The 12349-nt window shown below is 69.5% G+C and carries 16 protein-coding genes; 13 read left to right on the top strand and 3 right to left on the bottom strand.

All coding sequences use genetic code 11. The features are described 5' to 3' along the window. Positions 1 to 996 (top strand): c-type cytochrome biogenesis protein CcsB, encoded by a 996-nt coding sequence (ccsB, locus tag ACWEQG_RS13495; protein ID WP_452284480.1) that lies wholly within the window; start codon positions 1 to 3, stop codon positions 994 to 996. Between the two features lie 125 nt (positions 997 to 1121). Here the strand turns inward: ccsB and ACWEQG_RS13490 are convergent, their stop codons facing one another. Further along, the gene (locus tag ACWEQG_RS13490; RefSeq protein ID WP_363469726.1) at positions 1122 to 1427 is read right to left on the bottom strand and encodes a PLD nuclease N-terminal domain-containing protein; all 306 of its coding nucleotides are present in this window, start codon (positions 1425 to 1427) and stop codon (positions 1122 to 1124) included. A 443-nt stretch (positions 1428 to 1870) separates the two neighbouring features. Between ACWEQG_RS13490 and ACWEQG_RS13485 the strand changes: the two genes are divergently transcribed. Together ACWEQG_RS13485 and ACWEQG_RS13480 are read left to right on the top strand one after the other, a co-directional pair. Continuing rightward, positions 1871 to 2596 (top strand): hypothetical protein, encoded by a 726-nt coding sequence (locus ACWEQG_RS13485; protein ID WP_452284478.1) that lies wholly within the window; start codon positions 1871 to 1873, stop codon positions 2594 to 2596. A 9-nt stretch (positions 2597 to 2605) separates the two neighbouring features. Further along, positions 2606 to 2842 (top strand): hypothetical protein, encoded by a 237-nt coding sequence (locus ACWEQG_RS13480; RefSeq protein ID WP_363464702.1) that lies wholly within the window; start codon positions 2606 to 2608, stop codon positions 2840 to 2842. A gap of 113 nt (positions 2843 to 2955) precedes the next feature. On the opposite strand, the gene ACWEQG_RS13475 is transcribed toward ACWEQG_RS13480, so the two are convergent. Continuing rightward, positions 2956 to 3177 carry a BldC family transcriptional regulator gene (locus ACWEQG_RS13475; protein ID WP_079315524.1) on the bottom strand — a complete coding sequence of 74 codons (222 nt, stop codon included), beginning with the start codon at positions 3175 to 3177 and terminating at the stop codon, positions 2956 to 2958. A gap of 259 nt (positions 3178 to 3436) precedes the next feature. On the opposite strand from ACWEQG_RS13475, the gene ACWEQG_RS13470 reads away from it, so the two are divergent. After that, the gene (locus ACWEQG_RS13470; RefSeq protein ID WP_346225051.1) at positions 3437 to 3646 is read left to right on the top strand and encodes a DUF4229 domain-containing protein; all 210 of its coding nucleotides are present in this window, start codon (positions 3437 to 3439) and stop codon (positions 3644 to 3646) included. On the opposite strand, the gene ACWEQG_RS13465 is transcribed toward ACWEQG_RS13470, so the two are convergent. Further along, positions 3643 to 4890, bottom strand: a complete 1248-nt coding sequence (locus ACWEQG_RS13465; protein ID WP_452284476.1) for a hypothetical protein — start codon at positions 4888 to 4890, stop codon at positions 3643 to 3645. The genes ACWEQG_RS13470 and ACWEQG_RS13465 overlap by 4 nt on opposite strands. 101 nt (positions 4891 to 4991) lie before the next feature. Here ACWEQG_RS13465 and ACWEQG_RS13460 point away from each other — a divergent pair, with 101 nt between their 5' ends. The 9 genes from ACWEQG_RS13460 (at position 4992) to nuoF (ending at position 12344) form a co-directional block, all read left to right on the top strand. Next, positions 4992 to 5714, top strand: a complete 723-nt coding sequence (locus tag ACWEQG_RS13460) for a demethylmenaquinone methyltransferase (protein ID WP_363464696.1) — start codon at positions 4992 to 4994, stop codon at positions 5712 to 5714. A gap of 163 nt (positions 5715 to 5877) precedes the next feature. After that, on the top strand, positions 5878 to 7131 hold the full coding sequence (locus tag ACWEQG_RS13455) for a geranylgeranyl reductase family protein (RefSeq protein ID WP_452284474.1): 1254 nt from the start codon (positions 5878 to 5880) through the stop codon (positions 7129 to 7131). Next, positions 7128 to 7274, top strand: a complete 147-nt coding sequence (locus ACWEQG_RS13450) for a hypothetical protein (RefSeq protein WP_452284472.1) — start codon at positions 7128 to 7130, stop codon at positions 7272 to 7274. The genes ACWEQG_RS13455 and ACWEQG_RS13450 overlap by 4 nt, the downstream gene beginning before the upstream one ends. Positions 7275 to 7276: 2 nt before the next feature. Next, positions 7277 to 7636 carry an NADH-quinone oxidoreductase subunit A gene (locus ACWEQG_RS13445; protein ID WP_079315519.1) on the top strand — a complete coding sequence of 120 codons (360 nt, stop codon included), beginning with the start codon at positions 7277 to 7279 and terminating at the stop codon, positions 7634 to 7636. Between the two features lie 2 nt (positions 7637 to 7638). After that, complete coding sequence (locus ACWEQG_RS13440; RefSeq protein WP_169980970.1) at positions 7639 to 8190, top strand: NuoB/complex I 20 kDa subunit family protein; 552 nt, start codon at positions 7639 to 7641, stop codon at positions 8188 to 8190. Beyond that, positions 8187 to 8852, top strand: coding sequence for an NADH-quinone oxidoreductase subunit C (locus ACWEQG_RS13435; RefSeq protein WP_346225046.1), 666 nt, complete (start codon positions 8187 to 8189; stop codon positions 8850 to 8852). Before ACWEQG_RS13440 ends, ACWEQG_RS13435 begins: the two co-directional genes overlap by 4 nt. Positions 8853 to 8895: 43 nt before the next feature. Then, positions 8896 to 10212 carry an NADH-quinone oxidoreductase subunit D gene (locus ACWEQG_RS13430; protein WP_452284470.1) on the top strand — a complete coding sequence of 439 codons (1317 nt, stop codon included), beginning with the start codon at positions 8896 to 8898 and terminating at the stop codon, positions 10210 to 10212. Next, positions 10134 to 10970, top strand: coding sequence for an NADH-quinone oxidoreductase subunit NuoE (gene nuoE, locus ACWEQG_RS13425; RefSeq protein WP_452284468.1), 837 nt, complete (start codon positions 10134 to 10136; stop codon positions 10968 to 10970). Before ACWEQG_RS13430 ends, nuoE begins: the two co-directional genes overlap by 79 nt. A gap of 87 nt (positions 10971 to 11057) precedes the next feature. Beyond that, on the top strand, positions 11058 to 12344 hold the full coding sequence (gene nuoF / locus ACWEQG_RS13420; RefSeq protein ID WP_452284466.1) for an NADH-quinone oxidoreductase subunit NuoF: 1287 nt from the start codon (positions 11058 to 11060) through the stop codon (positions 12342 to 12344). Positions 12345 to 12349 lie beyond the last annotated feature (5 nt).

The following is a 12349-nucleotide window of genomic DNA, read 5'->3' as shown; positions in this document are numbered from 1 at the left end:
ATGCCCGCCCCGGTAACCCAAGCGGTCAACCAGAGTCTCGCCACACTGAGCGACCAGCTGATTCTGATCACCGTTCTGCTGTATCTCGCCGCGATGATCTGCTACGCGCTGGATCTCGCCTTCGGCCGGGCCCGCACGGTCGTCGCCGCACGGCGGCGGGAGCTTGTCGGCGCAGGCGGCCCGGCGGTGCCCGATGACGCGACCGGCGACGCGACCGGTGACGCGGCCGGGGACACGCCGCGGGATCCGGGCTCGCAGCCGGCGGCGTGGGCTGTCCGTGCGGGGACGGTCGCGGTGGTCCTCACCTGGGTCGCGTGGGCCGCCAACCTCGCCGGCATCCTCACCCGGGGCATCGCGGTCGGCCGGTGGCCGTGGGCCAACATGTACGAGTTCGTGGTGGCCATCTGCTTCGCCGCCGTGACCGCGTTCCTCGCGCTGCTGATCCGGCAGCCGATCCGTTTCCTCGGCGCGTTCGTGACCGTGACGGCGGCGCTCGGCCTGGGCTTCGCCGTGCTGTTCCTGCACGTCCAGGCGGGCCCGGTGATGCCCGCGCTGCACTCGTACTGGATCGCGATCCACGTCACGGCGGCGATCGTGGCGAGCGGGCTGTTCATCGTCGCGGGCGTGTGCGCGATCCTCTACCTGATCCGCAAGGACGGGCGTCCCTCGGTGCTGCCGAGCAGGGAGAGCCTGGAGCGCGTCGCGCACCGCGCGATCGTCATCTCGTTCCCGATCTGGACGTTCGCCGTCATCGCCGGCGCCCTGTGGGCCGACCGCGCGTGGGGCCGCTACTGGGGCTGGGACCCGAAGGAGGTGTGGGCGTTCATCACGTGGGTCGTCTACGCCGCCTATCTCCACGCCCGGGCGACGGCCGGGTGGCGCGGCAAGGCCGCGATGATCGTCTCGCTGGTCGCCTTCGGTTGCCTGCTGTTCAACCTGGTCGGCGTCAACATCTTCTTCTCGGGACTGCACTCCTACGCCGACGTGCCCAAGTAGAGGGCCGTTCGCGGCGCAGGCCTCACGCGGGGAACCCGGTGGGTGGTCCGAGGGGGGTGCGCGGGGGGGTCGCGCGGGGTCTCATGCGGGTCTCGTATGGGCTGTCGTATGGGCTCTCGCGCGGGTCAGTCCTCGTCGCGCAGGCGCCGATCGAGGCTGCGCAGGAACTCGGGGTCGTCGTCGGGTCCGCGGGGCACGTCGCCGCTCTGGTGGGCCCATCCGCCGCCTCCCGCCGCGTACACGGCGTGCTGACGGCGGGGGCGACCCACGAGGAGCCAGGTCAGCGCACCGATGTCCGCCAGGAGGATCACGATGAGGACCCACAGGAACTTCGGGAGATTGCGCACGTCCTGTTCGGGGGTCGTGATCACGTCGAAGAGGCAGTAGAGCCAGAAGGCAAGCAGCGCCAGGCCGATAATCACGCTAGGCATGCCCACACGGTAAGCCATGCCGGCCACTGATCGGGTCGGGCTTTCGGGTGACGGAGACAGCGCGGCATCGTACGGTGGACCGGTACGCGGCACGAGGACGCGGAGCCTGACTGAGGGGTGCGATGGCGGAGCCGGGCGACAGGGGCCGCCACCGGCGGGGGTCGCGGTGGTGGCAGCGAGGGCCCTACCTGTCCTCCCACCGCCGGGCGGACAGTCCCGAACGTCCTCGCGACCGTGCTTCCGAGAGGTCTGCCGATCGGGCTTCCGAACGGGCTTCCGAACGTGACCGGGACCGGCCCGCCGAGCGGGCCCAGGGCCGGCGCACGGAGCGGGACGCCCAGCGGAATGCGCAGTGGAGTGCCCAGTGGGAGTCGCAGTGGGATGCGCAGTGGGATGCGCTGCGGGGCGGTGAATGGGGTGCCGGTCGGCCGCCGGAGCGGCCGGTGGACCGGGTCCACGCGGTCACCGCGCCCGTTGTGGACGACCGGCCGCAGTACACCTGGCAGGACTTCGAGCTCGACGACCTGCCGACGCGGGCCGCGCCCCACCCGCCCGACGCACCCGACCTGCGGGACGGCAGACGGCACTGCGGGCCGCTGGAGCGCATCCTGTACCGCGAGTGGGACGCCGCCGAAGGGCCTCCTTCCGCCGACGCCGTACGGGCCGTGGACAGCCTGGCGAGGCTGCCCGAGCAGCTCAAGACGAAGCTCGCCATCGGGCTCGAAGGCATCTACGTCGGGCGCGGCGGGGTGCCCGACCTGGACGACATGGGCTACCTGCGCGGCGCGCCGCTGCCGTCGGGACGGGCCACCTGGGACATCTGCGCCGGCGCGTACGGCGACCGCAAGATCGTGGTGGGGGACCGGCCGTCGCCGACGCCCGACGTGATGATGCACGAAGTGGGGCATGCGCTGGACGACGTGGACGCGGGTCCGGGAGAGTGGGTGTCGGACTCCCCGGAGTTCGCGGCGCTCTACGAGGAGTGCCTGCCGCTGTTCGCGTCGTCGTTCCATCGGCAGTCCGGCGGCCTGGGGCGCAAGGAGTTCTTCGCCGACGCGTTCGCGGCGATCGCGTCCCGGCAGCGTCCGGCCCTGGTCGACATGCTGGGCGGCGACACCCGGACGGCCCTCAACGTCATGCTCTTCTTCAACCGGCGTTACGGAATCTAGGTGATTCGGATGTACGTGATCCGGCTCGGCGACGGCACGCTGCGCGTGCCCCGGTCACTGACCACCGATGACGGGCGCCTCATCGGCAACGCGTACGTGGAGGTCACGCCGGGCGAGCCCGGCTACGAAGGCTGGCTGGCCGAGTCCATCACTGAGGAGGAGGACGCCGAGCGACGGCGTCGCTGGCGTGAGGGCGACGACGCGCTCGAGCAGGCGTTCCTGGCCTTCAAGGCGGAGCAGGACTGACGTACCCGGCAAGGGAGCAGGACAAGCCGGGGACGCAGACTCGACGTGGGACTGACTCCGGTGACCCTGCGGCGTCCGGGTAGCGCGCAGGATCACCTGGTGCTGGTACTGCGTCAGACTCGCGGGGAGTCGCCGTTCGGCCTTTCGGCCGTGAGGACGTCCTCACCGCGAAGGAGGGCGTGCACTTCCGATTCACGGAACCGCCGGTGCCCCCCGGGGGTACGGATGCTGCTGATGCGCCCGGCCGCGGCCCAACGGGTCACGGTCTTCGGGTCGACCCTGAAGAGAGCGGCAACCTCTCCAGGAGTCAGCAGTCGCTCGCTGCTACTCTCCACAATCTCTCCCCCTCGCGTCCCGCGTCCTGCAGCGGGCGGACAGGTAACCAGTGTGCCGAGCGAAGCCTGATTTATCCGTGGTTTTCGGAGAAGATCACGGGTTGTTACCGGCTCAGTGCCCGATTGTTATATGATAGAGCCTCTTTGGGGCGCTCATGGGTGTTTCTTTACAAAAGCGCCTTGTTGTGAACACTAGCAGTGCCCGCAGCAGATGCGAAGAGAGACTGGCGGGCCGGGAGGGTGACGTAACCTCGACGCTGTGCATCCGGTTGTCGTTTACACCCTTTCGCGCCTCGGGCTGTTCGCCGTCGCTCTCGGCGTCCTGTATCTCGTCGGCCTGCGGTCGTTCCCGCTTCTCCTGGTCGCCGTCCTGGTCAGCGGTCTGGCCAGCTACGTGCTGCTGTCCAAACAGCGCGACGCGGTGAGCGAGCGCATCGCCGGGAAACGGCGGGAGGCGGGGAAGAACTAGGTCGCCGGGAACATGCCGACGCGGGCATGGTACTCATGCCCGAGCTCCGTCGTGTCGCTTCCCACCAAAAGACCTGTCTTTACGGTCAGGAAGGCCTTTACCCCGATTCCCCTTTCCCTCGTCGGGTTCCATCGCAGCGCCCTGCCCCTGACCGGGTCGATCGCCCCGATGCCGGGCCGGTGGACCGCCCCCGGGCCGGCCGTGTCGGCGCCCTTCGGGTTGTCCAGCCAGCGCTGGTGTCCGCCCACGTAGACGGCGGACCCCGTGACCGCGACCGCGTACAGGGAGTCGCCTCCGGTCAGGTTCACCCAGGTCGGGCGGATCGCCTCACCCTTCGCGTACGTCTCGAACCTGGCGGCGGAGTCGCACAACTTCGAGGTGCCGCGCGCCGCGCCACCGGTCGTGACGACCACGAAGTAGCGCCCGTCCGGAGACAGGTCGAGCCCCCGCACGTACGACGGGAAGTCCGGCTTGCACGCCGGGGCGTACGCCTCGGTGTGCCAGTCGGCCACCCGCCCGGTCGTGAGGTCGATCACGCCGAGCTGCGGGCGGCGCAGGCCGTCGAGCGTGGTGAACGCGCCGTCCACCACTAAGCGGTCGCGGACGGCGGCCATCGCGTGGATGCGGGGATCGCCGCGGCGCCCGTCGCCGGGCGTGACGGTGAACCGGGGGTCGACCGCGCCGGTCTCGGCGTCCACGCGGGCCAGCGCCGTGCGCGGGCTCCGGCCGATCCTGCTGAAGTCGCCGCCCACGTAGAGCGCGCCGCCCAGCCGTACCAGGCTGGTGACGTCCCCGCCGTAGACGGGGGCGGAGAAATCGTCGGCGACGGCGCCGTCGGACACGCGGAGGCGGACCAGGGCCCGGTCGGGCATCCCGAAGGCGCCGCCCACGTAGACCGTGTCGCCGGGACCGGCGGCCAGCGCGGCCACCGGCCCGTCGAGATCCGGCGCGAAGTCGCGCAGCACGCGCCCGGTGTAGAGGTCGAAGGCGAAGACGTTCGCCCGCGGCAGGTCCTCCCCGCCCCGGGCCTCGCGGACCGCGCTGAACTCGCCCCCCACCACGACGGTGCGGCCGACCAGCGCGAACGCGGTCACGATGCCGTCCACCACGTGCGGTGTGGTGTTCACCGGATTCTCCGACACCACGCCGGGCTGGCGGATGCCGGCGGACGCCGTGACGGCTGGGAGAAAGGCGGCGCATGTGACGAGCGATGCGACCGGAAGCAGTGCGGTGGTGACGCGCATTCCCCAATTTCTAGCAGACTCAGCGTAATCGGAAAACTACGTTCCGCTTATCCGGTGGCGGTGGTGAGGGGGCGCGCCCGTCGCGTCCTAGGCTTGCCTGCATGACGCGCGCATCGCTGGACAAGCAGCCGCACGAGGTCGCCGCGATGTTCGATCGCACGGCCCGGCGCTACGACCTGGTCAACGACGTCCTCTCGCTCGGCCAGGACCGCCTGTGGCGGAAGGCCACCGCGGCGGCGATCGACGCGGGGCCAGGCGAGCTGGTCCTCGACCTCGCCGCGGGCACCGGCACCTCGACCGACGCGTTCACCGAGCTCGGGGCGCGGGCGATCGCGTGCGACTTCTCGCTCGGCATGCTCCGCACCGGGGTCGAGCGGCGCGGCGGTTCCGGTCTGTACGGCGGGGGCGTGCGCGGGGTGACGTTCGTCGCGGGCGACGCGCTGCGCCTGCCGTTCCGTGACGAGACGTTCGACGCCGTCACGATCTCCTTCGGCCTGCGCAACGTGGCCGACACCGAGCAGGCGCTGCGCGAGATGCTGCGGGTGACCCGTCCGGGCGGCCGGCTGGTGATCTGCGAGTTCTCCCGGCCGACGCCGAAGTCGTTCGACCTCGTCTACTCGCAGTACCTGATGAAGCTGCTGCCGCCGGTGGCCCGGATGGTCAGCTCGAATCCCGAGTCCTACGAGTACCTCGCCGAGTCGATCCGGGCCTGGCCGGACCAGGAGGCGCTGGCGCGGATCATCCAGCGGGCGGGCTGGCGGAAGGTGGCCTGGCGCAACCTCACGCTCGGCATCGTCGCCCTGCATCGGGCGGTCAAAGCGTGATGAGGCGTGCTTGGCCGTACCCCTCTGACACTTCGCCCCGGATAGGGGTTAGACTGCGGCGCGACAGTTTGTGAAGTTGTTCACAAAGGCACGAAGGTCTAAACCAATTTCGAGGCCTTCCTTCCCTGGAACGGACAGGTCCCCCGTGAGTGAGCGAACCCGCGTGACGCGGAGAGAGGTCGACGCCGACGTCATCGTCGTCGGCGCGGGCCCCGCGGGTGCCACGACGGCCTTCCACCTCGCCCGCGCCGGTCTCGACGTGCTGCTCCTGGAGAAGACGCGCTTCCCCAGGGAGAAGGTCTGCGGTGACGGGCTGACCCCGCGGGCGGTGAAGGAACTCGTGGCCATGGGCGTCGACATCGACGCTCCCGGCTGGATCAGGAACAAGGGGCTGCGCGTCTACGGCGGCGGCATGCGCCTCGAACTCGACTGGCCCGAGCTGTCGAGCTATCCCGACTTCGGCCTCGTGCGCACCCGCGCCGACTTCGACCAGATCCTCGCCAGGCACGCCGAGCGCGCGGGCGTCCGGCTGCGCGAGGGCGTGAACGTTACAGGCCCCCTGCTCGACGAGCGCAGCGGCCACGTCGTGGGCGTGACGGCCAAGGCGGACGGCGAGGAGGTGTCCTACCGCTCGCGGCTCGTGGTGGCGGCCGACGGCAACTCGACCCGGCTGTCGATCGCGCTGGGCCTGCACAAGCGTGAGGACCGCCCGATGGGCGTGGCGGTGCGCACCTACTACAAGAGCCCCCGCCACGACGACGACTACCTGGAGACGTGGCTGGAGCTCTGGGACGGCGACCGGCTGCTGCCCGGCTACGGCTGGGTCTTCCCCGTCGGCGACGGCACCTCCAACGTCGGCCTCGGCCTGCTGAACACCAGCGACGCCTTCAAGAACATCGACTACCGCGACCTGCTGCGGCGGTGGATGAAGAACACGCCGGAGGAGTGGGGCTTCACCGAGGAGAACATGACGGGCCCGATCAGGGGCGCCGCGCTGCCGATGGGCTTCAACCGGCAGCCGCACTACTCCCGCGGGCTGGTTCTCGTCGGCGACGCGGGCGGGTCGATCAACCCGTTCAACGGCGAGGGCATCGCGTACGCCATGGAGACCGGCAGGACCGCGGCCGAAGTGATCGCGCAGGCGCTGTCCCGGCCGACGCCCGCCCAGCGTGAGCGCGTATTACTCGCGTATCCTCGTATGCTCAAAGACGCCCATGGCGGATACTTCACCCTCGGCCGACTGTTCGTGGAGGCGATCGGGAGGCCGGGTGTGATGAGTTTCGCCACCCGGCACGGGATGCCCCATCCCACCCTGATGAGATTCGCCTTCAAGCTGCTCGCTAATCTCACAGACCGGCGGGGCGACGTCTCCGACCGCATAATCAACGCCCTGTCCAAGGTGGCTCCGCCATCATGATCGCCGAAGCCAGCATGACTGAAGCCCGCATGACCGAGACGATGCGCATGTCGCCCGCGGCCCCGCAGGTGGCCGCCCGGCCGGCCGCGCCCTCCGGCATTCTCGTGATCGCCCAAATTCATCGAGTAAGCGAGGACATGTAGCCATGGAGCTGTATGTGCCGATCGTGGTGCTCGCGGTCCTCGCGGCGGGATTCGCCGTGTTCTCCGTGAGCATCGCGCCATTCACCGGGCCCAAGCGCTGGAACCGCGCGAAGCTGGACGCCTACGAGTGCGGCATCGAGCCCACTCCGCAGCCGGTCGGCGGCGGCCGATTCCCGCTGAAGTACATGATCACGGCGATGTTGTTCATCGTGTTCGACATCGAGATCATCTTCCTCTATCCGTGGGCGGTGGCCTTCGACAAACTCGGCGTGTTCGGGCTGGTCGAGATGGTGCTGTTCATCGTCACCGTTCTCGTGGCGTACGCCTACGTGTGGCGGCGTCGCGGCCTCGATTGGGATTAGCCATGGGTCTTGAAGAGAAACTCCCGAGCGGGTTCATCCTCACCACCGTCGAGCAGGTGGCGGGCTGGGCCCGGAAGAACTCCGTCTGGCCGGCGACCTTCGGTCTCGCGTGCTGCGCCATCGAGCTGATGGCCACCGGCGGCCCGAAGCACGACCTGGCCCGCTTCGGCATGGAGCGCGCCTCCGCCTCCCCGCGGCAGGCCGACCTCATGATCGTGGCCGGCCGGCTGTCGCAGAAGATGGCGCCCGTCCTCCGCCAGATCTACGACCAGATGGCCGAGCCCAAGTGGGTCATCGCGATGGGCGTCTGCGCGTCCAGCGGCGGCATGTTCAACAACTACGCCATCGTCCAGGGCGTGGACCACGTGGTGCCGGTCGACATCTACCTGCCCGGCTGCCCGCCGCGCCCGGAGATGCTGATCGACGCCATCGTGAAGCTGCACGACAAGATTCAGAACATGAAGTTCGGCGCGCACCGCGAGAAGCAGATCGAGGAGCTCGAGCTCCAGGCGCTGCGCACGCTGCCGCTGATCGACCAGGGAGCCGGGAAGTGACCACCGAGAACCTGCCCGGGCTGCCCGAGGAGCCCGTCGCCCGCAGGGGCATGTTCGGCGTCAAGGACAGCGGCGACACCTCCGGCTACAACCGCCTGGTCGTCCGCCGCCCGCCGAAGCTGTCCAGCAGCCGGCCGTACGGGTCGTACTTCGACGAGGTGGCCGACGCGCTGGAGCCGGCGTTCGCCGACGCGATCGAGCGCGTGGTCGTCGACCGCGGTGAGATCACCTTCCACGTGCGGCGCGAGCGGCTGCCCGAGGTGATGAAGCACCTGCGTGACGACCCGGCGCTGCGGTTCGAGCTGTCGCTCGGCGTCTCGGGGGTCCACTACCCCGAGGAGACCGGTGCGGAGCTGCGCGCCGTCTACCACCTGTGCTCCATCACGCACAACCGGCGCGTCCGGGTGGAGGTCTCCTGCCCCGACGCCGACCCGCACATCCCCTCCACGGTTCAGGTCTACCCCACGCACGACTGGCACGAGCGCGAGACGTACGACTTCTTCGGAATCGTCTTCGACGGCCACCCGGCGCTGACCCGGATCGAGATGCCGGACGACTGGGAGGGACACCCGCAGCGCAAGGACTACCCGCTCGGCGGCATTCCGGTGGAATACCGCGGCGCCGAGGTCCCCGCGCCGGACCGGAGGAGGTCGTACTCGTGAGCGTCGACCTGCACGAGTGGACGAGGGCAGCGAGGAGAGCGTCGTGAGCACCACCGAGACCGAGGGCCGGATCTACGACGTCGCCGGTCAGGACTGGGACGAACTGGTCAAGACCGTCAGCGAGTCGGCCGAGGAGCGCCTCGTCGTCAACATGGGCCCGCAGCACCCGTCGACGCACGGCGTGCTCCGGCTCGTGCTGACCCTCGACGGCGAGACCGTGACCGAGGCCCGCACGGTGATCGGCTACCTGCACACCGGCATCGAGAAGAACATGGAGTACCGGACGTGGACCCAGGGGGTCACGTTCGTCACCCGCATGGACTATCTCGCGCCGATCTTCAACGAGACCGCCTACTGCATGGGGGTCGAGAAGCTTCTCGGGATCACCGACCGGATCCCGGACCGGGCGCAGGCTCTCCGGGTCCTGACGATGGAGCTCACCCGGATCTCCTCCCACCTCGTCGCGATCGCGACGTTCGGCATGGAGCTGGGCGCGACGACGCCGATGCTGTTCGGCTTCCGCGAGCGCGAGATGGTGCTCGACCTGATGGAGTACATCACCGGCCTGCGGATGAACATGGCGTACGTCCGGCCGGGCGGCGTCAGCGTCGACCTGCCGGCCGGCGCCGTCGACAAGATCGGCGAGTTCCTCAAGGTCATGCCGGGGCGGATCAAGGAGATGCGCAAGCTCCTCGACGCCAACCCGGTCTACACCCGGCGTACCAAGGACGTGGCCTACCTCGACCTGACCGGGTGCATGGCGCTCGGGATCACCGGGCCCATGCTGCGGGCCGCCGGTCTGCCGTGGGACCTGCGCAAGTCCCAGCCCTACTGCGGCTACGAGACGTACGAGTTCGAGGTGGCGACGCAGAACACCTGCGACGTGTACGGCCGTTACCTCGTGCGCATGGCCGAGATGGACGAGTCCCTCAAGATCATTGAGCAGGCGCTCGACCGGCTGTCCGGCCCGCTCAAGGGCGGCCCGGTGATGATCGAGGACAAGAAGATCGGCTGGCCGTCGCAGCTCGCGCTCGGCCCCGACGGCCTCGGCAACTCGCCCGACCACATCGCCCACATCATGGGCAGCTCGATGGAGGCCCTGATCCACCACTTCAAGCTGGTGACCGAGGGCTTCCGGGTGCCGGCCGGGCAGGCGTACGCCTCGGTCGAGTCGCCGCGTGGCGAGCTGGGCGCGCACGTGGTCAGCGACGGCGGCACCCGGCCCTACCGGGTCCACTTCCGCGACCCGTCGTTCACGAACCTGCAGGCGGTGCCCGCGACGTGCGAGGGCGGCATGGTCGCCGACGTCATCTCCGCGGTCGCCTCGATCGACCCGGTCATGGGAGGTGTGGACCGTTGAGCGGCGAGCCGACGAGTGAGCGGAGCGGCAGGCCGAGGGACGAGGCCACCCGCGTAGCGAATGAGAAGGGGAGCGCGACCATGAGCACGGGGTACTCCCCAGAGGTCCGTGAGCGTCTGGAGACGGACGCCAAGGAGATCATCGGCCGCTACCCCCGGCCGCGTTCGGCGCTGCTGCCGCTGCTGCACCTGGTGCAGTCGGAGGACGGCTACATCTCCGACGCCGGGCAGGAGTTCTGCGCCGAGATGCTGGGCCTGTCCAAGGCCGAGGTCGTCGGCGTCGCGACCTTCTACACCATGTACAAGCGCAAGCCGGCCGGCGAGTACAACGTCGGCGTCTGCATCAACACGCTGTGCGCGGTCATGGGCGGCGACCAGATCTGGGACGAGCTCAGCGAGCACGTGGGCGTCGGCCACGACGAGACCACCGGCGACGGCAAGATCACGCTGGAGCGGCTGGAGTGCAACGCCGCCTGCGACTTCGCGCCGGTCATGATGGTCAACTGGGAGTTCTTCGACAACCAGACCCCGGAGTCGGCCAAGCAGCTCGTCGACGACCTGCGCGCCGGCAAGGAGGTCGCGCCCACGCGCGGCCCGCGCCGGCTGTGCACGTTCAAGGAGGCGTCCCGGGTCCTCGCCGGCTTCCCCGACGGCCAGGCCGCCGAGGGCCCGTCGGCCGCCGGTCCGTCGCTGGAGGGCCTGAAGGTCGCCAAGGCCAACGGCTGGGAGGCCCCCAAGGCCGAGGGGAGCGAGAAGTGACAACGCGGAGAGAACCCGACGCAGTGAGCGGAACGGTCCGCGAGGTACGAGCGGCCCGCGCAGCGAACGAGGAGCGGTGAGCGACCAATGACAACGCTGACGCCGATCCTGACGAGGAACTGGGACCAGGACGACTCGTTCACCATCGACGGGTACGGCGAGTACGCGGCCGCCAAGAAGGCCCTGGGCATGGACCCCGACGCCGTCATCCAGGCGGTGAAGGACTCGGGCCTGCGCGGCCGTGGCGGCGCGGGCTTCCCCACCGGCATGAAGTGGGGCTTCATCCCGCAGGGCGACGGCAAGGCCCACTACCTCGTCGTCAACGCCGACGAGTCGGAGCCGGGGACCTGCAAGGACATCCCGCTCATGATGGCCAACCCGCACGCGCTGGTCGAAGGCGTGATCATCGCGTCCTACGCCATCCGGGCCAACCACGCCTTCATCTACATCCGCGGCGAGGTCGTCCACGTCATCCGCCGGGTGCAGGCCGCGGTCCGCGAGGCGTACGAGAAGGGCTACCTCGGGACGGACATCTTCGGCTCGGGTTACGACCTCGAACTCGTCGTGCACAGCGGCGCCGGGGCGTACATCTGCGGCGAGGAGACCGCGCTGCTCGACTCGCTGGAGGGCTACCGCGGCCAGCCCCGGCTCAAGCCGCCGTTCCCGGCGGTCGCCGGCCTGTACGCCTCCCCGACGGTGGTCAACAACGTCGAGTCGATCGCGAGCGTGCCGAGCATCATCGCCAACGGCGCCGACTGGTTCGCCGGGATGGGCACCGAGAAGTCCAAGGGCTTCGGCATCTTCTCGCTGTCGGGCCACGTGACCCGGCCGGGCCAGTACGAGGCCCCGCTGGGCATCACGCTGCGCGAGCTGCTCGACATGGCGGGCGGCATCCGCGAGGGCCACGAGCTGAAGTTCTGGACGCCGGGAGGCTCCTCGACGCCGATCTTCACGGCCGAGCACCTCGACGTGCCGCTCGACTTCGAGTCGGTCGGGGCCAAGGGCTCGATGCTCGGCACCCGCGCCCTGCAGATCTTCGACGAGACGACCTGCGTGGTCCGCGCGGTGATGCGGTGGACCGAGTTCTACGCGCACGAGTCCTGCGGCAAGTGCACGCCCTGCCGTGAGGGCACCTTCTGGCTCAAGCAGGTGCTCAAGCGGCTGGAGAAGGGCCAGGGCACCGAGGACGATCTGGCCACCATCACCGACATCGCCGACAACATCCTCGGCCGTTCGTTCTGCGCCCTCGGCGACGGTGCGACGAGCCCGATCCACTCGTCCGTGAAGTACTTCCGCGACGAATACCTCAAGCACTTCGAGATCGGCGGCTGCCCGTTCGATCCCGCCGCTTCCACGGTGTGGGGGTCCAAGTGACAGTT

The sequence above is a fragment of the Microbispora sp. NPDC004025 genome (assembly GCF_053604425.1).
This window is presented reverse-complemented; position numbering and strand designations above follow the sequence as displayed.

Bases quoted from the DNA above. Each gene is read 5' to 3' on its own strand.
- ACWEQG_RS13450 (WP_452284472.1), top strand. From the start codon at position 7,128: ATGATCGCCGAAGCCAGCATGACTGAAGCCCGCATGACCGAGACGATG.
- ACWEQG_RS13440 (WP_169980970.1), top strand. From the start codon at position 7,639: ATGGGTCTTGAAGAGAAACTCCCGAGCGGGTTCATCCTCACCACCGTC.
- ACWEQG_RS13490 (WP_363469726.1), bottom strand. From the start codon at position 1,427: ATGCCTAGCGTGATTATCGGCCTGGCGCTGCTTGCCTTCTGGCTCTAC.
- ccsB (WP_452284480.1), top strand. From the start codon at position 1: ATGCCCGCCCCGGTAACCCAAGCGGTCAACCAGAGTCTCGCCACACTG.
- ACWEQG_RS13480 (WP_363464702.1), top strand. From the start codon at position 2,606: ATGTACGTGATCCGGCTCGGCGACGGCACGCTGCGCGTGCCCCGGTCA.
- ACWEQG_RS13465 (WP_452284476.1), bottom strand. From the start codon at position 4,890: ATGCGCGTCACCACCGCACTGCTTCCGGTCGCATCGCTCGTCACATGC.
- ACWEQG_RS13460 (WP_363464696.1), top strand. From the start codon at position 4,992: ATGACGCGCGCATCGCTGGACAAGCAGCCGCACGAGGTCGCCGCGATG.
- nuoF (WP_452284466.1), top strand. From the start codon at position 11,058: ATGACAACGCTGACGCCGATCCTGACGAGGAACTGGGACCAGGACGAC.
- ACWEQG_RS13445 (WP_079315519.1), top strand. From the start codon at position 7,277: ATGGAGCTGTATGTGCCGATCGTGGTGCTCGCGGTCCTCGCGGCGGGA.